Source organism: Bradyrhizobium sp. LTSP857, from assembly GCF_000938285.1.
Classification (GTDB): Bacteria; Pseudomonadota; Alphaproteobacteria; order Rhizobiales; family Xanthobacteraceae; genus Bradyrhizobium.
Genome location: NZ_JYMS01000014.1, coordinates 77177 through 100490, shown reverse-complemented (window position 1 = coordinate 100490; position 23314 = coordinate 77177). Strand labels below are relative to the sequence as shown.

Here is a 23314-nt window from a genome sequence, read left to right as displayed (position 1 = left end):
CAAGCTTTAACGTCTGTGTCAGCTTCGAGTGTAAATTGGCGCCATGGACGAGCGACGCGACAAAACCAGGCACCGCGTGCTGAAGGCCGGGACCATCGAGTTCGGCGGCGGCGTGATCGACTGCACCGTCCGCAACTTCTCGGACACCGGCGCGGCGCTTGATGTCACCAGCCCGGTCGGCATTCCCGCGCATTTCACCCTGTCCATCAAGGCCGACGGAACGCATCTGCCCTGCACCGTGGTCTGGCGCAAGGAAAAGCGGATCGGGGTGAGGTTTGGGTGAGGGTTCTGCGGTGCCGCGTGCCCGCAACTCACGCCGCCGCCTGCGGACCACTCCGGCTCGCCAGAATCTTGTCGATCCGCCGGCCATCGAGATCGACCACCTCGATATGCCAGCCACTGAGGTCGAAAGCGTCGCCGACATTGGGCAGGACGTTGAATTGTTGCAGCACCAGCCCCGCCACCGTGTGGTAGCGGTGCGGCGGCAGCTCGATGCCGAGCAGATCGCCGAACTCGTCGACCGGCATCCAGCCCTCGATGAGCAGCGACGAGTCCGCGCGTCTGACATAAGCCGGCTCCGGCGGGCCTTCCTCGGAATGGAAGGCGCCGACGATCGACTCCAGAATATCGGCTGCCGTGACCACGCCTTCGAAGGCGCCGTACTCGTCATAAACGAAACCGACATGAACCGGCGCAGCCCTCAGGATCGCGAGCACATCGCGGGCATCCGCTGAGGCGGGAATGCTCGGCGCTTCGCGGACAAGCGCCCGCAGATCCGGCGTGCGCTCGTTCATGTACGCGACCAGCAGGTCCTTGGCCTGAAGCACGCCGATTGGCTTTTCGCGATCGCCGTCCGAAGCGGGGAAGCGCGAATGCGGACTCTTCGCGATGATCGCTTGAATGGTTTCCGGGGCATCACTCAGGTCGATCTCGTCGACCTCCGTGCGCGGCGTCATCACGGCGCCGACCGGCCGGTCGCCGAGCCGCATCACGCCGGCGATCATCTCTTTCTCGCCGGGCTCGAGCACGCCGGCGTTCTCGGCCTCGCTGACGAGATGGTGGATCTCGTCCTCCGAGACCTTCTCCTCGGCCTTGCCGCCGCGGCCGAGCAGCGTGAGGATCAGCTTGCCTGAGAGATCAAGCAGGAAGACGAGCGGCAGCGATACCCGCGCCAGCACGTGCAACGCGGGCGCGACCCTGACCGCGATGCTTTCGGGATCGCGCAGCGCCACCTGCTTCGGCACCAGCTCGCCGACAATCAGCGTCGCATAGGTGATGAGCGTGACGACGATGCCGACGCCGACGATGTCGGCGATCCCGGCCGCAAGACCAAGCTCGACCAGCCATTGCGCCAGCCGCTGCCCGAGCGTCGCGCCTGAGAACGCGCCCGAGAGCACGCCGACCAGCGTGATCCCGATCTGCACCGTCGAGAGGAACTTTCCGGGATCGGCGGCAAGCATCAGCGCGCGCTCGGCGCCGCGCACGCCCTTGGCGGCAAGCAGCGACAGCCGCGCCGGGCGCGACGACACCACGGCGAGCTCGGACATGGACAGGAGGCCGTTGATGACGATCAGGACGACAACGATGATGAGTTCGACAGACAACATTTTTCGCAAGGGAGAGGGGATGCGGGCCGGCGGACGCCGGAGCGAGCCTCTTATATATGAACTCACCGCGTAGATTGCCCGTTCCGACCAAATTGTCGCAGCGCGCCAGAGGAGGGCCATTGTGGAGGGAACCAGGTTCTCCTAGGCTTGCAGCCCGGGGACATCGCAGCCTTCCCGTGAAGTGGTGATCCCACGCAAGCGCTGCTCGCTGATTTATGGAGCGAGCAATGGACGGGATCACAATCGAGCTTCCGCTTTTCCTGTTGGCCACTTTCGCCGGCGCGTTTGTCGCCGGCCTCTCCGGTTTTGCCTTCGGCCTGGTCGCCGCATCGTTGTGGCTCTATGTGCTGACGCCGCTCCAGAGCGCCAGCCTGATCGTCGGGTTCGGCCTTCTGGTGCAGGGTTATTCAGTCTGGAAGCTGCGCGCTGCAATCGATTGGCGCCGGCTATGGCCTTTCATGATCGGCGCGGTCGCGGGCGTGCCGGTCGGGGTGTGGCTTCTGACCTGGGCTGATCCGAAGAGCGTTCGCATCGCGGTTGGGGCGATCCTGATCGTCTACAGCCTTTATGCGTTGTTTCGGCCGCAGCTCAAGATCGCAACAATCGTGCCGCCCGCGGCCGACATCGCAGTCGGGTTCGTCAACGGCCTGCTCGGCGGGTTGACCGGCCTTGCCGGCATCATCATCACCATCTGGTGCAATTTGCGCGGCCTGCCGAAAGACCTTCAGCGTGCCACGTTCCAGCCCGTCGCGGTCGTGGTGTTCGCCATGGCGGCGCTCTTGCTCGGCGCCAAGGGATCGGTCACGCCCGAGACGGCAAAGCTGTTCGCGCTCGGCCTGCCGTTCCTGTTTGCCGGGACGTGGCTGGGGCTAAAGTTGTTCGGCCGGATCGATGAGGCCACGTTCCGCAAAATCGTGCTCGCGCTGCTGTTCGTCTCGGGTGTTGCGCTGCTGTTCTAGGAAGCGCACCGCGTCTCAGCCCGGGTTTTCCAGGCTGAACGTTTCGGACTGCTCGTCATAGGCGAACAGTTCGGCATAGCGGCCCCAGGACACGACCGTCTTGAGCGTCTCGTCCGCATAGTCCTCGGACATGTAGTCTTCGAGCTCGTTGCGGAACCGAGCCGCCGGCGCGGTATGCGAGGGGCGTTCGTCGAGCACGCGGCGAATCAATCCCATGACCGGCACGTAAGTGACGAGATGCTCGGCAAACAGCTTCTTGCGCGCGTCGGTCTCGAGATGGGCGAAGCGCTTGCCTGTTTCGGTGAGCATCAGGTCGCCTTCGCTGAGCTGCGCAAAGCGCAGGAGCTGGAGGGACTCGCCGAGATGGAGGATTTCGTCGGCTTCGAGCTGGAGCTGGCCTGCGAGCACCGGCAGGTCGGCATGTCCGTGATAGGGCGGTCCTGCCAGCGTTTCGATCAGGCCGGACAGCACGTTGGATGAGACGTGATGCAGGGTCATGCCGATACCGGTGCCGGGAATGCCCTCGATCGAAGGCGCCTTCGGCTCGGTGCGCTGGGTCATGCGGGCATAGATGTTGTCGACGAGCTGGCGGAAATACGGATCGAGGCGGTTGCGCGGATGAGGCAGATCGACCTTGATCTCGGTGGCGACGCGGCCGGGATTGGACGAGAACACCAGGATGCGATCGCACATCAGGACCGCCTCCTCGATGTTATGGGTCACCATCAACACGGACTTGATTGGCAGCCGGCCCTCGATCCAGAGATCGATCAAATCGGTGCGCAGCGTTTCGGCGGTGAGCACGTCGAGCGCCGAGAACGGCTCGTCCATCAGCAGGAGGTCCGGATGCACCACCAGCGCACGGGCGAAGCCGACGCGCTGGCGCATGCCGCCCGACAGCTCCTTGGGGAAGGCGGATTCGAAGCCGTCGAGGCCGATCAGATCGATCGCGGCGAGTGCGCGCTTGCGCCGCTCGGCGGATTCGACACCGAGCGCCTCCAGCCCGAGCTCGACGTTCTGGAGGACCGTCAACCAGGGAAACAGTGCAAACGATTGGAATACCATGGCGACGCCGTTCGGCGGGCCGACGATGGTTTCGCCGCGGCAGGTCGCGCTGCCCGAGGAGGGCGTGACGAGGCCGGCGATGATCCGCAGCAAAGTGGACTTGCCGGAGCCGGAGCGGCCGAGCAGGCCCACGATCTCTCCAGAACGGATCGTGAGGTCGACCTTTTCGAGCACCAGGAGTTGTTCGCCGCTGCCTTTGGGAAAGGATCGGCAGACGCCGCGGATATCGATGAGAGCGGAGGGTTGGTCGAGCATGATGGTCTCCTCATCAACCGAGACGCAGGCGGCGTTCGCCAAAGGCGTAGAGCGGTCGCCAAACCAGGCGATTGAACAACGTTACCAGGATGCACATCGTGGCGATGCCGAGCACGACGCGCGGGAAATCACCGGCTTCCGTCGCACTGGCGATATAGGCGCCAAGCCCGGTGGCACTGAGATGCGTGTCGCCCCAGCTCGCCACTTCGGCGACGATCGAGGCGTTCCACGAACCACCGGACGCGGTGATCGCGCCGGTGATGTAATAGGGAAAGATGCCGGGCAGGATCACCTTGGTCCACCAGCGCCATCCCCCGAGGTGGAAGCTGCCCGCCGCCTCCCTCAGGTCGGTCGGAAAGGCGCTGGCGCCCGCGATGACGTTGAACAGGATGTACCATTGCGTGCCGAGGATCATCAGCGGGCTGAGCCAGATATTGGCGTTCAGCTTGAAGCGGACGATCGCGACCACGAATACGGGAAAGGCGAGGTTGGCCGGGAAGGCCGCCAGAAACTGTGCCAGCGGCTGAATCCGCTCGGCGAGTTTCGGGCGCAGCCCGATCCAGACGCCGATCGGCACCCAGATCAGCGTGGCGAGGCTGATCAGGATGATGACGCGCAACAGCGTGATCAGCCCGTCGCGGATCGCAATGAGGACGTCGGGCAGTCCGAGACTGGCCGATAGATAGCGATAGGTCAGCCAGGCGGCATAGGCCGTACCTGCGAGGATGAGAGCAAGCCAAACTCCGTCGATCAGTCGTGACGGCTGGCTTTTGCTATTCGCTGACGGCCGCAGTTTTGGCAGCGAGATGCGCAAATTCGAGACCGCGCGATTGATGGCGGAAAAGGGAAGCGTAACGGCACGCAAAGCCCGGGTCCGGCGAAACAAGTCGAGCATCCACGAGGTCGGTGGGTCACCGGAAGCCGTCTGCTCGAAGCGGAATTTGTCGGCCCAGGCGATGATGGGGCGGAACAGCAACTGATCATAGGCGATGATGACGAGCAGCATCGCCAGGATGGCGTAGATGATCGCCGGCAAATCCTGCTGCTGGATCGCCAGCGCGACATAGGAGCCGACGCCCGGCAAGGTCACCGTGGTGTTGCCGACGGTGATCGCCTCCGAGGCGACCACGAAGAACCATCCGCCCGACATCGACATCATCGCGTTCCAGATCAGTCCCGGCATCGCGAAGGGCACGTCGAGCCGCCAGAAGCGCTGCCAGCCGGACAAATGAAAGCTCTGCGTAGCCTCTTCCAGATCCTTCGGCACGTTGCGCATGGACTGGTACATGCTGAACGTCATGTTCCAGGCCTGGCTCGTGAAGATTGCGAACACCGAGGCAAGCTCGGCGCCGAGCACCTGGCTCGGAAACAAATTCATGAAAAAGACGACGGTGAAGGTCAGAAAGCCCAGGATCGGCACGGACTGGAGAATGTCCAGCACCGGGATCATGACCATCTCCGCGCGCCGGCTCCTGGCGGCGACCGCCGCGTAGATGAACGTGAAGATGATCGAGCAAACCATCGCAAGCAGCATCCGCAAGACGGTGCGCAGCGCGTAGAGCGGCAGGTTTGCCGGATCGAGCGAGACTGGCGTGCGTTCAAGCTCGGACAGGGGCGCGACGGTTTGCTCGCCGCCATAGACGATCAGCACCATGGCGCCGATCACCAGGACCAGTGCCACGACATCCCAGACATTGGGGCTTAGCGCCCGGCCGATCGCGGCCGTGCGGCTATCTCTTGGCTTCATGGGGCCCACTCTTGGGCTAGAATCCCGGGCTAGAACTCGGCGTGCAGGCGGCCCGAGAAGATCGAGACCGGCCCACGGTCGGCGTTATAGGCCGGGTTTGTGATCAATTGATAGTCGGCAGTGAGCGTGACGCCTTTGATCACCGCATAGGCGTAGTAGGCCTCGAGGATGCGTTCGGTGCGGTAGTTGAGCTGGCCGTCGCCGATCAGCAGACCAGTGCCGCCGGCGGCGAGGAAGTCGCGATGTGCGGCCGACAGGCCGTTGATCGCGCCGCCGATGCCGATGGTGTCGTCCGGACGCCCCCAGCGGCTGCCCTTGATCGACAGGCCGCCCGAAACGCTGCGGTCGATGTCGGTGAAGTTGAGAATCTGGTTCTGGCCGTCGTTCCAGCTCGCCCGCGCAAACAATCCGACGTCGTTGACGATCTGCTGCTCGAGATTGACGTAGAAGCCGTATTTGAGCCGGTCGCGCTGGGTCGCGGTGACGATGTCGTTGATGTCGAGCGCCGGATTGGCGGCGGCGAGGTCTACCACTTGCTGATAGTTCGCCGTGTTGCCGCTGTTGGCAAAGACGCCGACGCGCAGTTTCCCGGGCTGTTCGAAGATCGCATGCCGCTCCTCGAACTCGACCACCGTGCCGCCGGTCTTGAAGGTGAGCACGTCGCTGTTCGGCGCGGCCGGCACCTGGAAGAAGCCGGCGCGGATCGCCCAATCCTTGCGGTTGAGCTCGACCACGGCGCCGCGGGTATAGCCGGGCAGGTCGGCGGGGAAGTCGTACGCGGCGGACGCCCACATCGCCCAGTTCATGAAGTCGGCGCGCGGGTCCTTCGCGTAGGCATTGCCGTCGAAGAAGTCGCCGACGGCGAAGCGGCCGACGATCAGCGTGACGCGGTCGATGTCGCGTTTTCCCGCAAGCTGGTTCGGGGCGTCGGCGACCTCTTCCTGCTCGCCGCCGAGGCCGAACGTCTGCTTGAAGTAATAGCGCTGTGCCCGGATCTTCGGGAATGGCGCGCCGGCCTTCTGCGCTTCGCCGTTGGAGAAGCCGGCAAGTCCGAGCGTGCCGTTGATGCCAAATCCCTGCGCCAGCTCTGGATTGAAATAGAACTCGCCGCCGTCCCAGAGTTTTGCACCCAGGAATGCCGTCGTCGTCCATGTCGCCTGAAACTGGCCGCTACCGGGCAGGCTCTGCGGGCTCGCATAGGGCGAGTGGATCGGCCCATAGCCTTGCGGCAGCACCGTCGTCTGGGCGTGCACATTCCAGTCGCCGGACTCGGGGAGTTTTGTCTTGCCGTTGACCGGCGCCATCCATGGCGTGTCGCCGAACTGGTAGTTCAGGCCGAGCTTGAACAGATGGATGCGCGGATCGACGTTGACGCTGCCGAGGCCAAAGCTGCTGAGATCGTAAGTCTTGCGCGACAGGTCGACATATTCGTATTCGGCCTTTGCTGTCCAGTTGCCGCTGACCGCGTATTCCAGCCCGAAACCGGCGGTCCAGCCGGTCTGGTAATGGCCGACCGGAAATAATCCGGTGACGCCGTCGCCGTCGTTGACGTTGATGTGGGTATGGCCCCAGGCGAAGCCGCCGGTGACATAGGGCATGAAGCGGTCGAAGGCATAACCGACGCGGCCACGCACGGTGCCGACATAGTCGATTGTGGTGTGGAAGGGCGCCGGTGAATGTGAGAGGGCCGGGCCGTCAGACGGACTCGTGAACGTCGAATCTGCCTCGATGCCGAGCACGACGCGGTTTGCGAGCTGGCGATTGTAGCCGAGCTGATAGCCGCCGGTGAGCCCGGTCGCGCTGTGCGGCAGGACGACGCCCTGCTCGGGCATGGGATTGGTGCCGGGCCCAAAGCCCGCATCGCCATAGCCGAAATGGCCGCCGACATAGAAACCTGTCCAGTCGTAGACGGTTCTCGCAGCGCGCGCCTTCAGCGGCAGGTCGGCGGCCGAGCTTGCACCCGGCAGGACCAGCACGCCGGCCGCGATCGCCGCCGCCGTCCGCAACAATTGATGTCGGTGACCTCTCAACGTCAAAACGCACGCCCCAGACATAAATGTGTCCCAACCGCCCCGACATCCCTGCCGATTCGCGACGATCCTGTCATCAGGTTCCGGTTGATCGGCCAATTCGACGAGATGATCTCGACGCGACGCGATTTCGTCCCAAGCCCCTGCGCTTGTTGCGAACCTTATTGCGAATAATTCTTAATAGCAACTAGTGCAGAATGTCGCAGACGATGGTTGGCAGCCTTGTGTGACGGGCCTGCAACAAATTCCCGGTCTCCAAAACGGGTGACCCCGCCCGGGGGGACAGCCGGGCGGGGTCGGGGGCACGACACGGGGTGGATGAGGCGCCCGTGTCGGACGCGGGATCCACGTGAGATCGGCCTCAGATCCTCAAATCAGTAGCAAGTACGAACGTTGCCGACGTACTGGCCGAACGCGTTGTACTGGGCGACCCAGCCGCAGCGGTGATAGCCGTAGGCGTAGGGCTGGTTGCTCGCGGCGACCGCGGTGCCGACAATGGCGGCGGTGGCGACGCCGGCGCCGATCGCCCAGCCGAGCGGCTTGGCTTCGGCCTGCGACGTGGTGGCCGCGATGCTGCCGCTGACGGCGAGGGCAGCGAGCGCGACTGCGGCAATCTTGGTCTTGATCGACATGTGAAACTCTATCCGGGTTGAGACGGTCCGTTGTGGTCCGCGTGCCCAGTTGGACGGAGGCTCTTCGAGTCCGGTTCGATGGCGGCAAAGGCGCCGGTGGTGCCTGGCTCTTTCCTGAATGATTCCAGTAAGATGAGGTCTAGCCGAGAGGGCCCTTGGCGAGCCTGTTCACGTCGAAGTTATCGACCTCTGCCAACAGCTCGCAGAAGGCGCGCGCGCCCTGATCGATGAGCTGCTCGCCCTTCTCAGCGACAGCCAATGTCGCGTTGCCGACCGCGCCGCTGGCGTTGAGATCCTGCGCCTGCCAGGCGAACGGCGCGGGCCGCTGCGTCGACAGCCAGCGAAATTCCTTGTCCATTGCGATGCTGCTCGCGGGAAAATCGGCGATCGCATTAACGCGCACCTGATCGGGATAGCGCGCCAGCATGATCGAGGTCTCGACCGCGCCGCCATGAATGCCGTGCCGCACTTCGTCGGCCGGGAACAATTGGTCCGCGCCTGACAGCCGCGACCACGATGTCGTCACCACGAACAGTTTTTGATGCGCGCGCAAATCCTGCGCGACCAGCATCATTGCCGCGCTGTTGCCGCCATGGCTGGTGATGATGACGAGCTTTTTCACCCCGCGCCGCGCGATGTCCTCGCCGATTGCGGTCCATCGCTTCAGCGCCGTCTCGGTCGGCAGCGTCTGCGTGCCCGGATAGTCGATATGCTCGGTGGAAATCCCGACCGGTTCAACGGGAAGGAAACTGGCCGGAACGTTTTCGGGCAAAAGCTCGCGCACGCGCGCGAGATAGGCGTCCGCGATCAGCACATCGGTCTCGAGCGGCAGATGCGGGCCGTGCTGCTCGGTCGCCGCCAGCGGCAGCACCGCGATCCAGCGCGACACGTCCGCATGGCCAGCGTCGGCCCAGTGGATCTCGGTCCAGTCGCGGGAAGGCGTCATCAAGGTTTCTTTGCCCGAATTTGTCGCGTAATTTGGGGTTATCAGGGGACGCGGGCCCGGCCGGCTCGCGTCCCCGAATGTCTTGCGGTTTTATCGTGTTGGTTTGGTATCGGCTAGAAGCGATCGACGGAGTCCAATCATGCGCCTCATTCATCTCTGGCGAGCGTTAACGGTTGCCCTTTGTCCCGTATTCGTTGCGGGCCAGCCGGCGCGCGCCGAGACCCTGGACAAGGTCGCTTTCGGCACCAATTGGGTCGCCGAAGCCGAACATGGCGGCTTCTTCCAGGCGGTCGCCGACGGCACCTACCAGAAGTACGGCCTCGACGTCACCATCGTTCCGGGCGGGCCGAACGAAAACAACCGGATGCTGCTGATCGCCGGCAAGCTCGATTTCTTCATGGCCGCGAACACACTGATGTCGTTCGACGCGGTTGCCAACAACGTCCCCGTGGTGACGATCGCCGCGATCTTCCAGAAAGATCCGCAGGTGATGCTGACGCAGCCGGATGCGAAGGTCAGCAAGATCGAGGACTTGAAGCCGCTGACGCTGTTCGTCTCCAAGGAAGGCATGACCAGCTATTTCCAATGGCTGAAGTCCGAATACGGTTTCAGCGAGAAGAACGTCCGTCCTTACAATTTCAATCCGCAGCCCTTCATCGCCAACCCCAAGAGCGCGATGCAGGGCTACGTCACCTCCGAGCCCTTCGCGGTCGAGAAGGCCGCCGGCTTCAAGCCGAATGTCATCCTGCTCGCCGATTCCGGCTTCAACACCTATTCGACCCTGATCGAGACCCGCCGCGATCTGGTCGACAAGAAGACCGACCTGGTGCAGCGCTTCGTCGATGCCTCCATCGTCGGCTGGAACAACTACATCTACGGCGACAATTCCGCCGGCAATGCCATGATCAAGAAGCTCAATCCGGAGATGACCGACGAGCTGCTCGCCTATTCCGTCGCCAAGATGAAGGAATACGGCATCGTGGATTCCGGCGAGTCCTTGAGGAACGGCATCGGCGCGATGAGCGATGATCGCTATACCTCCTTCTTCAACAAGATGGTGAAGGCCGGCGTCGTGAAACCCGATCTCGACTTCCGTAAGTCCTACACATTGCGCTTCGTCAACAAGGGCGTCGGCGTCGAGCTGCGCCCCGCCAAGCCGTAACGCAAGGTCCATGTCCTCAGTCAAAACTTCGGCGGGGGTCGAGGCCGGCCTGACGGCCTTGGCCGTCAGCCTGCGCGGCGTGACGAAGACCTACGACAACGGCGTCATGGCGCTCGGCCCGCTTGATCTCGCCGTGCGCAAGGGAGAGTTCATTTCGCTGCTCGGCCCGTCCGGCTGCGGCAAGTCGACGGCGTTGCGCCTGATTGCGGGGCTTGGCGCGCCGTCGTCTGGCACCGTGCGGGTGGCGCACCACGACGGCCCTGCACAGCCGGGCCAGGGCATCGGCTTCGTGTTCCAGGAGCCGACACTGATGCCCTGGACCAGCGTGCGCGAGAACGTGCGGTTGCCGCTGAAGCTTGGCGGCATCCCGAAGGCTGAAGGGCGCGCGCGAGCCGACGCGGCGCTGGCGAGCGTCGGCCTCGCCGATTTCGCCGACGCCTTTCCGCGTGAGCTGTCCGGCGGCATGAAGATGCGGGTCTCGCTGGCGCGCGCGCTCGTTACCGATCCCGATATCCTCCTGATGGATGAGCCGTTCGCGGCGCTCGACGAGATCACGCGCTTCCGCCTCAACAACGATCTGCTCGCGCTGTGGCGAGGCTTGCGCAAGACCGTCATCTTCGTCACCCATTCGGTGTTCGAATCCGTCTATCTGTCGCAACGCGTCGTGGTCATGACGGCGCGGCCCGGCAGCATCCAGGCCGACATCCGCATCGAGACGGTCGAGCCGCGCGGCGAGGAGTTTCGCACCTCGGCCGCCTATTCCGATTATTGCCGGAGAGTGTCGGCGGCACTGGCACCGTCCTATTCGGGGCAGTCAGTGCTATGAACGCTCAGCCCTCGATCGCCGCCAAACCGTCCGGTGCGCAACGCGCGGTGCGCTTCGTGCTGCCGGTCGTTGTATTCGCGGCTGGACTTCTGGCTTGGGAACTCGTGGTCCGCATCAAGGAGATCCCGCCTTATGTGCTTCCGGCGCCCTCGATCATCTTCCTGACGCTGATCAAGGACTGGGCGGTGCTGTCACAATCGCTCGCGACCACGCTTCTGACGACACTGGAAGGTTTTGTGGCCGCGAGCCTCGGCGGCATCGCGCTGGCGCTGTTGTTCAACCAGTCGAAATGGGTGGAATATTCGCTGTTTCCTTACGCCGTCGTGCTCCAGGTCACGCCGGTGATCGCGATTGCACCGCTGCTTCTGATCTATCTGGAGCAGCAGACCGCGGTCGTCGTCTGCGCCTTCATCGTCGCTTTTTTCCCGGTGCTGTCCAACACCACGCTCGGGCTGAATTCGGTCGACCGCAATCTCGCAGGCCTGTTCCAGCTTTATGGCGCCTCGCCACAGCAGACCCTGCGCTTTCTGAAGCTGCCGGCGGCGCTGCCCTATATCCTTGGCGGCCTGCGGATCGCCGGCGGGCTGTCGCTGATCGGCGCTGTCGTGGCCGAGATTGCGGCAGGAACGGCCGGCGCAGGCTCCGGGCTGGCCTACAGAATCGCAGAATCCGGCTATCGGTTGAACATACCCCGCATGTTCGCAGCGCTGCTTTTGTTGTCGCTGGCCGGGATTGTCATCTATGGGGTGCTGGCGCTAGTTTCGCATCTCGTTTTACGGCGCTGGCACGAGAGCGCGCTTGGAAAGGAAAACTGATGACTGCCGGTTCGATTTCGTCCGACAAGATCGACCTCCTGATCTATGGGCCGGTGCGGCCGATCCTCGAGAACGGTTTTTCCGATCATTTCGTCGTGCACAAGGCCGAGACGCGAGGTGACCTCGAGCGGTTGACGCCGGCGGTCCGCGAAAAAATCCGCGGCGTGGCGGTGACCTATCACACGGTGCGCGCCGACAAGGATTCGCTGTCACAATTGCCGAAGATCGAGATCGTTGCGAGCTTCGGCGTCGGCTACGACCACATCGATGCCAAATATGCCGCTGAGCATAACATCGTCGTCACCAACACGCCTGACGTCTTGACCGAGGAGGTCGCCGACGTTGCGATGGGCCTGCTGCTTGCCACCTTGCGTGAATTCATCAAGGCCGACCGTTACGTGCGCTCCGGCCTTTGGCAGACGCAGAACTATCCGCTCAGCGTCGGCTCGCTACGCGACCGCAAGGTCGGCATCGTCGGCATGGGCCGGATCGGCCAGGCGATCGCGCGCCGGCTCGATGCCTCGCTGGTGCCCGTGGTCTATCACACCCGCAATCCGTCCAAGGACGTCTCCTACAAGCACTATCCCGACCTGATCGAGATGGCGAAGGCGGTGGATACGCTGATGGTGATCGTACCCGGCGGTGCCAGCACCAACAAGATGATCAATGCCGAGGTGCTGAAGGCGCTTGGGCCCCGCGGCGTGCTGGTCAACGTCGCGCGCGGCTCCGTGGTCGACGAGCCGGCGCTGGTCCAGGCGCTGAAGTCCGGCACCATCCTCGCCGCCGGCCTCGACGTGTTCGCGGCCGAGCCGAACGTGCCGGACGAGCTCAAGACCATGCAGAACGTCATCCTGCTGCCGCATATCGGCTCGGCCTCGGTGGTGACGCGCAACGCCATGGACCAACTCGTGGTCGACAATCTCAAGACCTGGTTCGGCGGCAAGGCGCCGCTGACGCCGGTTGCGGAAACGCCGGTCAAGGGGCGCTGATGATCGTTCTTCGGGTCTTCGCGTTAGCCATCGCGGCATGTATTGCCGCGATGGGCGCTGCGCAGGCGCAGGACACGACGACCCTGAAGAAGGAGATGCCCGGACAATGGGAGCTCTCGACCACCGAACGCAGCAAGACCTGCGTCGTCACGATGAAGGCCGACGCCGCGGCGCAGGGTTTCAAGCTCGAGCTGGAGCCGGCCTGCAAGACCGCGCTGCCCTTCACCAAGGATATCGTCGCCTGGAGCATCAAGGGCCTCGACATCGTCCGTTTGCAGGATGCGACCGGTGAATCCGTGATCGACTTCACCGAGGTCGAGGCCGGCATCTTCGAAGGCCTGCGGCAGGGCGAAGGCGTCTACATCCTGCAAGACCTCGCCGCCGCGCGCTCGATGGCCAAGTCGATGGACCAGATGATCGGCGACTGGGCGATGGTACGCGGCAACGGCCAGCCGGTTTGCGGCCTGACGCTGACCAACACGGAAGCCGGGCCGGACAATTTCCAGGTCTTCCTCAAGCCGAAATGCGATGCGGCCATCGCGCAGTTCAACCCGACGCAATGGCGGCTCGAACGCGGCCAGATCATCCTGATGTCGCAATCCGGCGAGGTCTGGCAGTTCGAGGCCGATGACAACGCGCAATGGCGACGGGTTCCCGATACGGCCGATCCCCTGATCATGCTGCGCCAGTAGCGTCCATCCGTTCTTTTAATTTTTCTGCTCGCGCAAATTTTCCGTTGCCCATGTCGATCCGGCGTCGGCTGGATCGTCATCCCAATAGCGAGCTGATTTCGTGGCCAAACTCGCCGCGTCTCGCCTCAACAGGAGTTTTGCATGCGCTTCATGTACATCGTGACTTCCCCGAAGCCGGCTACGGGCCCGACACCGGCGCTGATGGAGGCGATGCAGCGGATTTCCGAGCGGGAGATCAAGGCCGGCCGGATGCTCGATAATGGCGGCCTGATGCCGCTTGCCACCGGTGCGCGGGTGCATGTCGCCGATGGCAAGCTCAGCGTCACCGACGGCCCCTTCGTGGAGGCCAAGGAGGTGATTGGCGGCTATGCCATTTTCGAATTGCGCGACAAGGACGAGGCCCTGGCGATGGCCAAGGAATTCATGCAGTTGCACCTCGACCACATGCCGGGCTGGGAAGGCACCTGCGAATTGCGGGCGTTCGCGACGCCGGGCGTGGACGTGGCCTGTGAGGTCAACGCGCGTGCGGGGGTAGTCGCCCACGCCTGATGGACACCACCGCTCGTCCCCGATGACGGCCGCCGACATCGATCGCGTCATCCGCGCCACCTGGCGCGTCGTGCAGCCGCGGCTGATCGCCACGCTGTCGCGGATGCTGCGCGATGTGCCGCTTGCGGAGGAGCTGACCCAGGACGCGCTGGTCGCGGCGCTGGAAGCCTGGCCGGTCATCGGCGTGCCCGAAAATCCCGGCGCCTGGCTCATGACGACCGCCAGGCGCCGTGCGCTTGATCATCTGCGCCGCGGCAAGATGCTCGCGGACAAGCACGACATGCTGGCGCGGGACATGATGCAGGAGCAGGCGACCGTGCCGGATTTCGATGCCGCGCTCGACGATGACATCGGCGACGAATTGTTGCGGCTGATCTTCACGGCCTGTCATCCGATCCTGTCGCGCGAAGCCCGTTCAGCGCTGGCGCTGCGCATGATCTGCGGCTTGACCACGCCTGAGATTGCGCGCGCCTATCTCGTGCCGGAGGCAACCATCTCGCAGCGCATCGTCCGCGCCAAGCGGACGCTCTCGGAATCCGGCCTCGCCTATGAGACGCCGAGCGGCGAAGCGTTGTCGGAGCGTCTCGCCTCGGTGCTGGAGGTTGTCTATCTGATCTTCAACGAGGGTTATTCGGCCGCGCGGGGAGAGGAATGGCTGCGGCCGCAGCTCTGTGACGAGGCGCTGCGCATCGGCCGCGTGCTCGCCGGTCTGGCACCGGACGAGCCGGAAGTTCATGGCCTCATTGCCCTGATGGACCTGAATGCTTCGCGGGTCCGCGCGCGCACCGATGCGAACGGTGATCCCATTCTGATGATGGACCAGGATCGCACCCTGTGGGATCAATTGCAGATCCGTCGCGGCCTGCGCTCGCTCGCACGTGCCGGCGAGCTCGGTGGCAGCGGAGGTTTTTACGCGCTTCAGGCCGCCATCGCGGCCTGTCACGCCACGGCGGAGCCTGCTGCAAACACCGACTGGCGGCGCGTCGCGGAGCTTTACGCCGGGTTGACGCGGCTGGTGCGCTCGCCGGTGATCGAGCTCAATCGCGCGATCGCTGTCGGCATGGCCGAGGGACCGCAAGCGGGACTTGACGTCGTGGACGCAATCGCCGGCGAGCCGGCGCTGACGGCCTATCATCATCTGCCGGCGGTCCGAGGCGACTTCCTGCAAAAGCTCGGGCGCATCGCAGAGGCGCGGCAGGCGTTCGAAGCCGCCGCGCATCTCGCAACCAACGGACGTGAGCGCGCGCTCATGCAGCGTCGCGCCGCGGCGCTACGCGGCGAGCGTCTCTAAGTCGTCGGCTTGGGCGGCGGCGCGGTGCCTTGCGCCCATTTCTCCATCTTGCCGAGCACGCCCCAGGCCGTGAGCGCCAGCGAGATCGGGAGAGCGAATTGGCTCAGGCCCGGCACCGAGGTCGCGATCGTCCCGAGCAGCCCGGCAAGACCGCCGGCGGTCGGGCTCGCCGTCACGGACGAGAGCAGCGCGGTGATGAGCGAGCCACCGATACCGAAGGCTGTCTTCTTGCCGTCCAAGAGTTTGCCGATGGTTTCGCCGAGCGCGCCGTTCACCTGGCCGAGGACGGGCTTGTTGCCGAGCAGGGCGCCGAGCAGGTCGACGACCTGTTTGAGCTGATTGGCAGGAGCAGGATTTGTTGCCGTGGTCGTTCCGGACGCGGGCACTGTCTTGGTGATGAGAGAGAGGAGCTGTCCAAGCACGCTGACTGTATTGTTGGCTGCCGGCGTTGTGCTCACGGGGGTTGTTGCTCCCGGCTGCAAGGCCTGTGTGAGGCTCTGCAGTTGGTTCAGGATCTGGGATAGCTGGGTCGACTGAACTCCGGTCGTCCCTGCCGGTGGGGTCGCTATCGGCGTCGTGCCTCCCGACTGTACGAGCTGCGCGAGATTTTCCAGCCGGCTCAGGATCTGAGACAGATCGACAGACTGTCCTCCCGCCGTCGCGCCTGCCGGTGTCGTGCCGGCCGGGGTTGTCCCTCCTGGCTGCACGACCTGTGTGAGGTCATCCAGTCGCTTCAGGATCTTGGACAGATCGACAGTTGGTGTCTGGACCGGTTGCGTCGTCGCGCGCGTGATGGCGGCAATTGTGGTTCCGTCGAGAAGGCCGGTGTCCTGAAGGCCGTTCCGTTGCTGAAATTGCGAGACCGCTGCCTTCGTTTTCGGGCCGCTGATGCCGTCTTCGTCGAGCGGCGGATTGGCGCCGAGCTTGTTGAGTGTCTGCTGCATGAGAAGAATCGTCGGTGCCATATCGTCGTCGGGCTCGGCACGGATGGCCATGGCTGGGCTACCCTCAAAGGTGATCGAGGAATCTTGCGCCATCATCGCATGCAGGATCACCGCGGTGCCGAGCTGCGAATCGACATGGTTGGAATCGAAGACGTGGTCCGCGACGAATTTGCCGGCTCTGGCCTCGGGCGGTCCATAGAGGGTCGAGCCGCCATAGAGATAGGGCGAATTGCAGCCCTTGGCGTGATAGCCGAGGCCATTGAAGCATTCGAGCCTGAACAAGGTGCGTGCGATGCCCCAGTCCTGCGTTCCGACGAAGTTCTCGATCCTCAGCGCGTCCACGGCGCCGTCGACGAACGAGGCGAACGGGCCGCGCCCTTTCGGGACGAGGCATGTCACGCGATGGAGCGTTTCGCCGTTGCCGAGATAGGTGTCGAAATCGAAATTGGATTCGCGATAGTGGCACAGTGCGATGAAGTGCCAGGGCACGCCGGTCAGCCGCTCGACCTGCTGATACGTCTCCTTGCCCTTGATCGCCTTGCGCGCGACGGCGTTTGCATCGGCGAGGCGTCCGGGCCGGATCTCGAGATTGGCCCAATTCCTCTCATATTCGCTTTTCAGACTTTCGAATGACACCATATCCCGCTCCCGCGAATTGCTAAATTATCGGTTCATCGTGCAAATCAGGCGCGAGCCGCGTGCCATCATCGGCCGGCATGGGCTCTCGGCGTGGCACGGCGAATGTGGCAGGTCGCCGTCTTGGCGTGTGTGAAGTGGCTTACAGGTCCGGCGCGAAATGAGGCGGCAGACTGCGGTCAAAGGCCGCAATATCCGCGCGATTTCGCAAGCGCACACCGGTGGCGGCATTGCAGTTCGGATCGACAGCGAGCGCATGACGATCAACAGTCCAGGAACTGGCGGGGGCCACTATCCGTTTATGACGGAGATGATCCCGCAAGGAGTTCTGCATGACTAGGCGCGTCCTCGCGATCGGCATCGAGCCCGGCAGCGCCGATTATAGCGCGTTTCCGCAACTCACGCCGGAACTCGTGCGCAGCTATATCGAGGCGCAGCTTCTGCGCTTGCGCGATCTTGGCTATGACGTCACGAGCTGCCTGATCGATCTCGACGCGGCCGCGGAAGCCGTCGTGATAGCGGCGCTGCGCGACGAACGCTTCGACTGCATCGTCATCGGTGCGGGCCTGCGCGAGCCGAAGGAGCGGCTGCTGCTGTTCGAGAAGGTGCTCAACCTCGTCCACCGCTTGGCACCGCAGGCCGCCATCTGCTTCAACACCACGCCCGCTGACACCGCGGAAGCGGTGCAGCGCTGGATCGAGCCGTAGCTGCGCGGGCGGCCGGGCAGTCGTCGCTCTGAAAGATAGCGGTGAAGGGACGAAACGTCAGTCGATTGCGCGCCTGCCTTGTTGCATGATACGGTTTATGCAACCATGCGGAGAGTGCAACTTCGTCCGAGCCCCTCGATGTTCAGAGCCGTCATCCTCGTTGTCCTCGCCTTTGCCCTGTCCGCCTGCGATGTCGTGGCCACGCTGAAGGACGGACTACAGCAAGCCCAGGCGGTCGAGGGCGATCTCGAACAGTCGACTGGCGTCAAGCCACGGGTTGGCTTCAACTGGCACAATGGGCGCCTCACATCGGTGACCGTCCTATTCCCGGGCCTCTATCAGAAGAAGCCCTTGGACGACCTCGCCGGTCTGGTGCGCGCGGCGGTGACCAAGGAATTCAAGCAGACGCCGGACGCGATCGTGCTCTCCTTTGCCCTGGACAAGGGGCCCTCGGCCTGAGGCGCGCAAGCCGTCGCGACAGGCCGGCCAGTCTGGCGCAAGAGGCGAGGGAGCGCCGGATTGCACTGGCATCACACCCCTGCCGGCGCTATGACGGGCGGCCCTGAACAGGAGGATTCGGAATGCTTCGAGGTCTTGGAATTGCAGCGTGCCTGAGCGTGGCCATGGCGATGCCTGTCCATGACGCGGTGGCGCAGGACGCTGTCGGCGGCGCCATTATCGGCGGTGTCGGCGGAGCGATCCTGGGTGGCGCGCTTGGTGGTGGCCGCGGCGCCGCGATTGGCGCCGTCGTCGGCGCTGGCACGGGTGCTGCGATTGCCTCCGAAGGCGAGCGCCGCCGGTCCGGCTATTACGCGTATCAGCGCGGCTGCTATATGCAGCGCCCGGATGGCCGCTACGTCCCGGTCGATCCGCGATACTGCTACTGAACCGACATCGCGCCGGCGCTGTCTCGTGCGCGCCGGCGCTTCCATGTCTGATGGCCCGCCTTTACGCAGCCCTGGCCCGGCTCACAGCTTCCCCGAGCTCGGCATTGGTGTAGGCCTTGCCGGCGATGCACACAGTCCATCCACCGCGTAGACCATTGACGAAAATCCGCTCGCGCGGATGGCGGCGTCCGCGGCCCTGAACACGATGTCGGTGGCCTCAGTGACGAAGCCAGCCTTTCGGCGGCCGCACTGAAGATGCCATCCGTGGCGAGGACGTTGATGGGCATGACTGAGGCTCCCTTGATGAGTTGAGCGGCGAACGCCGGCTGCGATCGCAGCTTGTGATAATATTGCGATCGTTATATAACGACCGTGATCTAAAAAGGTGCCGCCGTGCGCTACAAGACCGGACACAAGGAAGAAGCCCGCGCACGTATGGTCGCCGCGGCCGGGCGCGGTTTTCGCCGTCAGGGCTTTGGCGGCATCGGCGTCGACGGCCTTGCCAAGGAGGCCGAAGTGACCTCCGGCGCGTTCTACGGGCACTTCTCATCCAAGGGCGAAGCCTTTGAGACCGCACTCGTGGCAGGCCTGCAAGAACTGCGCACCGGCGTCGAAAGCCTGCGGGCTGAGCACGGCGCCAAATGGGTCGCGGTGTTCGTCGATTTCTATCTCGGACAAAAGCGGGTCTGCGAGCTCGGTTCGAGCTGCGCGCTACAGAGCCTGACCTCCGAGGTGCAGCGCGCCGATGACGGAATCAAGACCGTGTTCGAGACCGAGATCACGGCTGTGGTGAACGCGGTCGCGGATGGTTTGCCGGGCCGCTCAGTCAAGGACAGGCGCGCGCGCGCATGGGCGCTGCTCTCGATCCTGTCCGGCGGCGTCACCATGGCGCGGGCCGTCGCCGACAAGGAGGTCGGCGCTGCGATTGCGTCGGCGTGCCGCGCGGCTGCGCTCAACGCCTGTGCCGAGAGCTGATCACCTCACATGGAGGAGCCGTCCATGCAGATGTCGAACTATCTCTTCTTCACGACCCAGTGCGAGGCTGCACTCGCCTTCTACACCGCCTGCGGCCTCGGCGAGGTGACCGAGATCAAGCGCCACGGCGAAGCCGGGCCGCCGTTGAAGAACGCCGCGATGCAGGGCAAGGTCATGCATGCGAAGTTCGAAGGTCCGGGCCTCCGGTTCTATGCATCGGACAATGACGATGCCGAACCGATGCGCGGCTCAGCGCACATCCTGATGATGAACGGCACACAGGCGACGACGGACCTGTTCGCGCGCCTCGCCGAAGGCGGCATCATCACCACGCCGCTCGGCATCCAGCCCTGGGGCGACTATTACGGCAAGCTGACCGATCGCTTCGGCGTGCAGTGGATGCTCAACTGCGCGCTTCCGGCGTAGCACAAAAGCCTAGTCGCCAACCGGCCGGCGCAGCTATGTTCGTCCCGCCGGCGTCTCCGGCATGATCTGGCGCAGCGGCTCCGGGGTGATGGAGATATGGCCGGTAAACGGCCGGTCGTGCGCGGCGATCAGCAGGGCCGAGGTGGCGACGCCGGTTGCGAACAGCGCCATCGCGATTGCAGATCCCAGGCGGTTGTCGCAATGAACGAAGCCGATCACCAAGAGCTCGCATAAGGCCTGGAGATACAGGCACCACCATTTCACCGAATTCACCGCGGCGAGGCTGACGATGATCCGCTGCCGCCGCGCATCCAGCGCCTGCTCCAGCGCGGCGAGGATCTCGCGCTGCATGGTCTCCTGAGCCCGCCCTTGCGGCGTCATCGCGATGACGAGCTGCAAGGCTTCGGCGAGCGCCGGCGGCGTCACCTTCAGCGACGCCTCCTGATGCGCCATCATCGGCCATTCCACCGCGACAGCCTGCCCGACATAGTCGCGCACAAGGGAGCGTAGCTTGGTCTCCTGCTCGGGCGGCAGCCCTGCGGCCAGCAGCACGGCGCTGCGCAGCGCGCTGGCCTCGCGGCTCACTGCGGCGCCGGCGCGGTCGCTGTCACCCCAGACCTGCGCCGCGGTGAAGGCGACGAACAGGCCGAAGATGATGCCGAGCACCGGCAGCATGCCCGGCGAGATCGCCTTCAGCGACTTCGCGCGCTCCTCCGTCGCGACCAGCGCGACGAAGGCGAACACGGTCGCGGCCAGAAGATAAGTGAAGCCAAAGATCACCAGCGCCATCGCGGGCACCGGCAAATTGTGCAGCCAATCGCTCATGCCGTTCCTGCTACGTGATTCGCCGACTTAAATCAGCCGCATCCCGCGCAGCGCTCGGCGAAGGCGCTGATCAGGCGCTCGACGTCCGCTAACTGCTCGATCTGAGGGAAGTGGCCGGCCGCGGCCACTGGCGCATAGCGTGATTGGGGAATGCTGGAAGCCAGCACGCGGCCATAATCAGGACTGACGATGCGGTCGCTTTCGCCCCAGATGACCAGCGTCGGGATCGGCATCTTCGCCAGCCGCGCGCGCAGCGTCGGCTCGTGCATGAAGGGCTCGCCCGCATAGATGCGCAGGGCCCTATGGTTGTCCAGCATCGCGGCCGCCGCTTCCGGCGTCGATGGCGAGACGGCGAATTTCTGCGGATCGTGGAATGCAAGGGCGGCGCGCTCCGCCGGAGCCACGGCGGTGGGATCGACGATCGACAGTTCGGGCTTGCCGGCGTCGATCCCCACCGAATTGATCAAGACCGCGCCCGCGAGCCTCGGCGACAGGCGCAGCGCCATCTCGGCCGCGATCCAACCGCCCACCGAGTTGCCAACCAGCACGACATCCTTCAGGTCCAATCGTTCGATTAACAATAAATAGGCCAGCACCAGGTCGTCGATCCGGTCAAAGCGTTCCGGCCGCGGCGCGCCATTGAAGCCCGGATGGGTCGGCGTGATCGTACGTGCCTTCGTCGAAAGGGATTCGGCCAGTCCATACATCGAGGCCGGGCCCGCTCCGCCATGCAGCAGCAGAAAGGACCGCCCGGCGCCTGCATCGGCAAAGGACAGCTGCAGCGTGTCCGCGAACAGGTCGACGGTGTGATGTGCGATAGCCATCTTCAACTCCGATTGACATATCAATATATTTATATAACCATATTGATATGAGATACGCAATCGAAGATGTTGGCCTGCTCATCAAGCGGGCCCAGCACCGCCATCACCGTGAAATCGACGTCAGCCTCGCCACCATCGGCGTCAGCGTCGTGCAATGGAGTGCTCTTCGGGAGATCGACCGGAATCCCGGTGCCTCCATGCATCGGCTGGCCGAACTGAGCTTTAATTCCGATCAAGCGTTTGGCACGCTGATGGCCCGCTTGCTGCGCATTGGATTGATCGAAAGGCTTCAAGGGCCGGGACGCGTGGCCCATCACCGGTTGACACCGAATGGGACCGATCTTCTGCGCAAGGGCCGCAGACTGGTGACGAAGGTGCTTGCCTTGTCGTTCGCATCTCTGGACGAAGAAGAGCGGGATGCGCTCGGCGCGCTCCTCGCCAAACTGCTGGCCTGAAAGCCTTCGCGTGACAGGCCTTCGCTCTAAGAGAAACGCCCTCTATTGCCTCTCCTAGAAGGCGTACGGGATGTCGTGATAGACGCGGTGGTGCGCTATCATCCAACGTCCATCGACTTTCTTCAGAGTCGGCCGGTAGTAGCCACTCTCGATCGGGATGATGGTTCCTTGCGCGCCAAAAGCCCCTTCCGGCCAACCGCCTTCAGGCTTTTCTGCGCCGACGACGTTGAACACCACAAATTGGACGTCGAGCGTCGCGGTGTCGCCCTTCACTTCGATGATCGGGTCGTGGGTGGTGTGATGGCTCCATCCCCGTGGCGGATGCGGCTTCATCAACATGGTAACGGCGTCGCCGATCGCTTTCGCCCCGACCAACTCGCCAAGACGCTCAGCTGTGCCTGCGTTGTTGTAGAAAATCTCGGTCTTACCTTCGGGCAGGAAGATCTTGCTCATTGCCGCTCCGTCTCGGTGGTCGGCTGCCCGGACGTATCGCGCCATCACCTCCTGGATTTCACGTTGATCGGACATGGAAGGCCTCCTTGAGTTAATATGGTCCTATGATGGATACATATATAGCGCTTGATATGCAACAATAAAAGATACATATTTGGCCAGCTGAGAGCAGATGATGATCGATGTCCGTTTCCCCACTGCCTTGCAGATGATGCTCAGCCTGGCGCTGGCTCAGGCCGAAGGCGTCGAACGGTTAAGCTCCGCTGAGTTGGCTGAGGGGGTCGACTCCAATCCAACATTCGTCAGGCGTTTGTTGGTGCCCCTGATGCAGGCGGGTCTGGTTCGTTCGACCATGGGACGAGACGGGGGTGTGAGCCTCAGCGTCGACGCCGCCGCGATTACGCTCGGCGAAATCTACAAGGCGACAATGGGGGACAAGAAGCTATGGACCGGCCGTAGCGATATCCCCCATCGGTGCCTCGTCAGTTGCAATGTCGAACGATTCTTTGGGGACCTGGCCGACGAGGTCGATGAGTCGGTGTTGCGTTTGTTGAGCAAGCGGACGCTGGCTGATGCCCTCTTGGAACTTCGCACCCTCGACGCGGAGCGCGTCTAGG

General features: G+C 63.8%; 26 protein-coding genes. 16 read left to right on the top strand and 10 right to left on the bottom strand.

What is annotated here, in order from left to right:
* Window positions 1–43 precede the first annotated feature (43 nt).
* The gene (locus UP06_RS07565) at window positions 44–283 is read left to right on the top strand and encodes a PilZ domain-containing protein (RefSeq protein ID WP_045001784.1); all 240 of its coding nucleotides are present in this window, start codon (window positions 44–46) and stop codon (window positions 281–283) included.
* A 28-nt stretch (window positions 284–311) separates the two neighbouring features.
* Here the strand turns inward: UP06_RS07565 and UP06_RS07560 are convergent, their stop codons facing one another.
* The gene (locus UP06_RS07560) at window positions 312–1607 is read right to left on the bottom strand and encodes a hemolysin family protein (RefSeq protein ID WP_045001782.1); all 1296 of its coding nucleotides are present in this window, start codon (window positions 1605–1607) and stop codon (window positions 312–314) included.
* 227 nt (window positions 1608–1834) lie between these two features.
* Here UP06_RS07560 and UP06_RS07555 point away from each other — a divergent pair, with 227 nt between their 5' ends.
* Window positions 1835–2566, top strand: a complete 732-nt coding sequence (locus tag UP06_RS07555) for a sulfite exporter TauE/SafE family protein (protein ID WP_045001781.1) — start codon at window positions 1835–1837, stop codon at window positions 2564–2566.
* Window positions 2567–2581: 15 nt separating this feature from the next.
* On the opposite strand, the gene UP06_RS07550 is transcribed toward UP06_RS07555, so the two are convergent.
* The 5 genes from UP06_RS07550 to UP06_RS07530 form a co-directional block, all read right to left on the bottom strand.
* Entirely contained in the window at window positions 2582–3886 is a 1305-nt protein-coding gene (locus tag UP06_RS07550) for an ABC transporter ATP-binding protein (protein WP_045001805.1), read from the bottom strand.
* A 13-nt stretch (window positions 3887–3899) separates the two neighbouring features.
* Window positions 3900–5633, bottom strand: a complete 1734-nt coding sequence (locus tag UP06_RS07545; RefSeq protein WP_045001779.1) for an ABC transporter permease — start codon at window positions 5631–5633, stop codon at window positions 3900–3902.
* Window positions 5634–5662: 29 nt separating this feature from the next.
* A complete protein-coding gene (locus UP06_RS07540; RefSeq protein ID WP_050031582.1) occupies window positions 5663–7687 on the bottom strand; it encodes a carbohydrate porin in 2025 nt (674 codons plus the stop codon).
* A gap of 350 nt (window positions 7688–8037) precedes the next feature.
* Window positions 8038–8295 carry a hypothetical protein gene (locus tag UP06_RS07535; RefSeq protein WP_045001778.1) on the bottom strand — a complete coding sequence of 86 codons (258 nt, stop codon included), beginning with the start codon at window positions 8293–8295 and terminating at the stop codon, window positions 8038–8040.
* A gap of 139 nt (window positions 8296–8434) precedes the next feature.
* A complete protein-coding gene (locus UP06_RS07530) occupies window positions 8435–9241 on the bottom strand; it encodes a creatininase family protein (protein WP_045001777.1) in 807 nt (268 codons plus the stop codon).
* Window positions 9242–9380: 139 nt separating this feature from the next.
* On the opposite strand from UP06_RS07530, the gene UP06_RS07525 reads away from it, so the two are divergent.
* The 7 genes from UP06_RS07525 to UP06_RS07495 all read left to right on the top strand — a co-directional run bounded on the left by UP06_RS07525 (window position 9381) and on the right by UP06_RS07495 (window position 15565).
* Window positions 9381–10403, top strand: coding sequence for an ABC transporter substrate-binding protein (locus UP06_RS07525; RefSeq protein WP_045001776.1), 1023 nt, complete (start codon window positions 9381–9383; stop codon window positions 10401–10403).
* 10 nt (window positions 10404–10413) lie between these two features.
* A complete protein-coding gene (locus tag UP06_RS07520; protein ID WP_045001774.1) occupies window positions 10414–11229 on the top strand; it encodes an ABC transporter ATP-binding protein in 816 nt (271 codons plus the stop codon).
* The gene (locus UP06_RS07515) at window positions 11226–12044 is read left to right on the top strand and encodes an ABC transporter permease (RefSeq protein ID WP_045001772.1); all 819 of its coding nucleotides are present in this window, start codon (window positions 11226–11228) and stop codon (window positions 12042–12044) included. Before UP06_RS07520 ends, UP06_RS07515 begins: the two co-directional genes overlap by 4 nt.
* Window positions 12044–13033: a 2-hydroxyacid dehydrogenase gene (locus UP06_RS07510; RefSeq protein WP_045001771.1), complete on the top strand. Its 990-nt coding sequence runs from the start codon at window positions 12044–12046 to the stop codon at window positions 13031–13033. The genes UP06_RS07515 and UP06_RS07510 overlap by 1 nt, the downstream gene beginning before the upstream one ends.
* Window positions 13033–13725, top strand: a complete 693-nt coding sequence (locus UP06_RS07505) for an AprI/Inh family metalloprotease inhibitor (protein ID WP_045001769.1) — start codon at window positions 13033–13035, stop codon at window positions 13723–13725. Before UP06_RS07510 ends, UP06_RS07505 begins: the two co-directional genes overlap by 1 nt.
* 141 nt (window positions 13726–13866) lie before the next feature.
* A complete protein-coding gene (locus tag UP06_RS07500) occupies window positions 13867–14274 on the top strand; it encodes a YciI family protein (RefSeq protein ID WP_045001767.1) in 408 nt (135 codons plus the stop codon).
* 22 nt (window positions 14275–14296) lie between these two features.
* Window positions 14297–15565, top strand: coding sequence for an RNA polymerase sigma factor (locus UP06_RS07495; protein ID WP_045001765.1), 1269 nt, complete (start codon window positions 14297–14299; stop codon window positions 15563–15565).
* Here UP06_RS07495 and UP06_RS39685 read toward each other — a convergent pair.
* Window positions 15562–17148 (bottom strand): peptidoglycan-binding protein, encoded by a 1587-nt coding sequence (locus UP06_RS39685; protein ID WP_045001763.1) that lies wholly within the window; start codon window positions 17146–17148, stop codon window positions 15562–15564. The two genes, UP06_RS07495 and UP06_RS39685, sit on opposite strands and share 4 nt — an antisense overlap.
* 329 nt (window positions 17149–17477) lie before the next feature.
* Here UP06_RS39685 and UP06_RS07485 point away from each other — a divergent pair, with 329 nt between their 5' ends.
* The 5 genes from UP06_RS07485 to UP06_RS07465 all read left to right on the top strand — a co-directional run bounded on the left by UP06_RS07485 (window position 17478) and on the right by UP06_RS07465 (window position 20140).
* Window positions 17478–17852 (top strand): hypothetical protein, encoded by a 375-nt coding sequence (locus UP06_RS07485; RefSeq protein WP_045001761.1) that lies wholly within the window; start codon window positions 17478–17480, stop codon window positions 17850–17852.
* 138 nt (window positions 17853–17990) lie between these two features.
* Window positions 17991–18311, top strand: a complete 321-nt coding sequence (locus UP06_RS07480) for a hypothetical protein (protein WP_045001759.1) — start codon at window positions 17991–17993, stop codon at window positions 18309–18311.
* Window positions 18312–18433: 122 nt separating this feature from the next.
* Window positions 18434–18739, top strand: coding sequence for a YMGG-like glycine zipper-containing protein (locus UP06_RS07475; protein WP_045001757.1), 306 nt, complete (start codon window positions 18434–18436; stop codon window positions 18737–18739).
* A 393-nt stretch (window positions 18740–19132) separates the two neighbouring features.
* Window positions 19133–19714 carry a TetR/AcrR family transcriptional regulator gene (locus UP06_RS07470; RefSeq protein WP_045001756.1) on the top strand — a complete coding sequence of 194 codons (582 nt, stop codon included), beginning with the start codon at window positions 19133–19135 and terminating at the stop codon, window positions 19712–19714.
* 24 nt (window positions 19715–19738) lie between these two features.
* Window positions 19739–20140 (top strand): VOC family protein, encoded by a 402-nt coding sequence (locus tag UP06_RS07465; RefSeq protein WP_045001802.1) that lies wholly within the window; start codon window positions 19739–19741, stop codon window positions 20138–20140.
* Between the two features lie 33 nt (window positions 20141–20173).
* Here the strand turns inward: UP06_RS07465 and UP06_RS07460 are convergent, their stop codons facing one another.
* Window positions 20174–20965 carry a bestrophin-like domain gene (locus UP06_RS07460; protein WP_045001755.1) on the bottom strand — a complete coding sequence of 264 codons (792 nt, stop codon included), beginning with the start codon at window positions 20963–20965 and terminating at the stop codon, window positions 20174–20176.
* Between the two features lie 32 nt (window positions 20966–20997).
* Window positions 20998–21789: an alpha/beta fold hydrolase gene (locus tag UP06_RS07455; RefSeq protein WP_082081290.1), complete on the bottom strand. Its 792-nt coding sequence runs from the start codon at window positions 21787–21789 to the stop codon at window positions 20998–21000.
* Between the two features lie 47 nt (window positions 21790–21836).
* Here UP06_RS07455 and UP06_RS07450 point away from each other — a divergent pair, with 47 nt between their 5' ends.
* Complete coding sequence (locus tag UP06_RS07450) at window positions 21837–22244, top strand: MarR family winged helix-turn-helix transcriptional regulator (protein ID WP_045001754.1); 408 nt, start codon at window positions 21837–21839, stop codon at window positions 22242–22244.
* A 54-nt stretch (window positions 22245–22298) separates the two neighbouring features.
* Here UP06_RS07450 and UP06_RS07445 read toward each other — a convergent pair whose 3' ends face one another.
* Window positions 22299–22772, bottom strand: a complete 474-nt coding sequence (locus tag UP06_RS07445) for a nuclear transport factor 2 family protein (RefSeq protein WP_045001752.1) — start codon at window positions 22770–22772, stop codon at window positions 22299–22301.
* 97 nt (window positions 22773–22869) lie between these two features.
* Here UP06_RS07445 and UP06_RS07440 point away from each other — a divergent pair, with 97 nt between their 5' ends.
* The gene (locus UP06_RS07440) at window positions 22870–23313 is read left to right on the top strand and encodes an RrF2 family transcriptional regulator (protein ID WP_197087138.1); all 444 of its coding nucleotides are present in this window, start codon (window positions 22870–22872) and stop codon (window positions 23311–23313) included.
* Window position 23314: the final 1 nt, after the last annotated feature.

Coding starts and splice junctions, on each gene's coding strand:
- UP06_RS07565 (WP_045001784.1), top strand. CDS start 44: ATGGACGAGCGACGCGACAAAACCAGGCACCGCGTGCTGAAGGCCGGG.
- UP06_RS07560 (WP_045001782.1), bottom strand. CDS start 1,607: ATGTTGTCTGTCGAACTCATCATCGTTGTCGTCCTGATCGTCATCAAC.
- UP06_RS07555 (WP_045001781.1), top strand. CDS start 1,835: ATGGACGGGATCACAATCGAGCTTCCGCTTTTCCTGTTGGCCACTTTC.
- UP06_RS07550 (WP_045001805.1), bottom strand. CDS start 3,886: ATGCTCGACCAACCCTCCGCTCTCATCGATATCCGCGGCGTCTGCCGA.
- UP06_RS07545 (WP_045001779.1), bottom strand. CDS start 5,633: ATGAAGCCAAGAGATAGCCGCACGGCCGCGATCGGCCGGGCGCTAAGC.
- UP06_RS07540 (WP_050031582.1), bottom strand. CDS start 7,687: ATGTCTGGGGCGTGCGTTTTGACGTTGAGAGGTCACCGACATCAATTG.
- UP06_RS07535 (WP_045001778.1), bottom strand. CDS start 8,295: ATGTCGATCAAGACCAAGATTGCCGCAGTCGCGCTCGCTGCCCTCGCC.
- UP06_RS07530 (WP_045001777.1), bottom strand. CDS start 9,241: ATGACGCCTTCCCGCGACTGGACCGAGATCCACTGGGCCGACGCTGGC.
- UP06_RS07525 (WP_045001776.1), top strand. CDS start 9,381: ATGCGCCTCATTCATCTCTGGCGAGCGTTAACGGTTGCCCTTTGTCCC.
- UP06_RS07520 (WP_045001774.1), top strand. CDS start 10,414: ATGTCCTCAGTCAAAACTTCGGCGGGGGTCGAGGCCGGCCTGACGGCC.
- UP06_RS07515 (WP_045001772.1), top strand. CDS start 11,226: ATGAACGCTCAGCCCTCGATCGCCGCCAAACCGTCCGGTGCGCAACGC.
- UP06_RS07510 (WP_045001771.1), top strand. CDS start 12,044: ATGACTGCCGGTTCGATTTCGTCCGACAAGATCGACCTCCTGATCTAT.
- UP06_RS07505 (WP_045001769.1), top strand. CDS start 13,033: ATGATCGTTCTTCGGGTCTTCGCGTTAGCCATCGCGGCATGTATTGCC.
- UP06_RS07500 (WP_045001767.1), top strand. CDS start 13,867: ATGCGCTTCATGTACATCGTGACTTCCCCGAAGCCGGCTACGGGCCCG.
- UP06_RS07495 (WP_045001765.1), top strand. CDS start 14,297: ATGACGGCCGCCGACATCGATCGCGTCATCCGCGCCACCTGGCGCGTC.
- UP06_RS39685 (WP_045001763.1), bottom strand. CDS start 17,148: ATGGTGTCATTCGAAAGTCTGAAAAGCGAATATGAGAGGAATTGGGCC.
- UP06_RS07485 (WP_045001761.1), top strand. CDS start 17,478: ATGACTAGGCGCGTCCTCGCGATCGGCATCGAGCCCGGCAGCGCCGAT.
- UP06_RS07480 (WP_045001759.1), top strand. CDS start 17,991: ATGTTCAGAGCCGTCATCCTCGTTGTCCTCGCCTTTGCCCTGTCCGCC.
- UP06_RS07475 (WP_045001757.1), top strand. CDS start 18,434: ATGCTTCGAGGTCTTGGAATTGCAGCGTGCCTGAGCGTGGCCATGGCG.
- UP06_RS07465 (WP_045001802.1), top strand. CDS start 19,739: ATGCAGATGTCGAACTATCTCTTCTTCACGACCCAGTGCGAGGCTGCA.
- UP06_RS07460 (WP_045001755.1), bottom strand. CDS start 20,965: ATGAGCGATTGGCTGCACAATTTGCCGGTGCCCGCGATGGCGCTGGTG.
- UP06_RS07455 (WP_082081290.1), bottom strand. CDS start 21,789: ATGGCTATCGCACATCACACCGTCGACCTGTTCGCGGACACGCTGCAG.
- UP06_RS07450 (WP_045001754.1), top strand. CDS start 21,837: ATGAGATACGCAATCGAAGATGTTGGCCTGCTCATCAAGCGGGCCCAG.
- UP06_RS07445 (WP_045001752.1), bottom strand. CDS start 22,772: ATGTCCGATCAACGTGAAATCCAGGAGGTGATGGCGCGATACGTCCGG.
- UP06_RS07440 (WP_197087138.1), top strand. CDS start 22,870: ATGATGATCGATGTCCGTTTCCCCACTGCCTTGCAGATGATGCTCAGC.